A 244-nucleotide genomic window follows, 5' to 3' on the forward strand; every position below is an offset into this window, starting at 1 on the left:
AACGTACACCGTAAAGATCCGACTCGATAATCCTGGAGGCCAGATATTGCCGGGGATGATCACGGATATCAACATTAATACAGGAAAAAGCAAAGATGCTATTATCCTCCCTGCTCAGGCAGTACTTAAAAGTCCTGATGGTTCCAGCTACGTTTATACCGTAAAATCTGCCAAGAACGGCGCTACCGCCTTTAAAAAGAGAGTGGAAATGCAGAATATGGCTGGTACCAGTGATGTCATCATC

The 244-nt window shown here is 44.7% G+C and carries 1 protein-coding gene; it reads left to right on the forward strand.

Going from position 1 to position 244, the window contains the following annotated elements:
• Positions 1 to 55 precede the first annotated feature (55 nt).
• A partial coding sequence (locus ACR9ZK_RS23040) for a hypothetical protein (RefSeq protein WP_481344240.1) occupies positions 56 to 244 on the forward strand: 189 nt, incomplete at its 3' end.

The organism is Monashia sp. HAY1-5C (assembly GCF_056755255.1).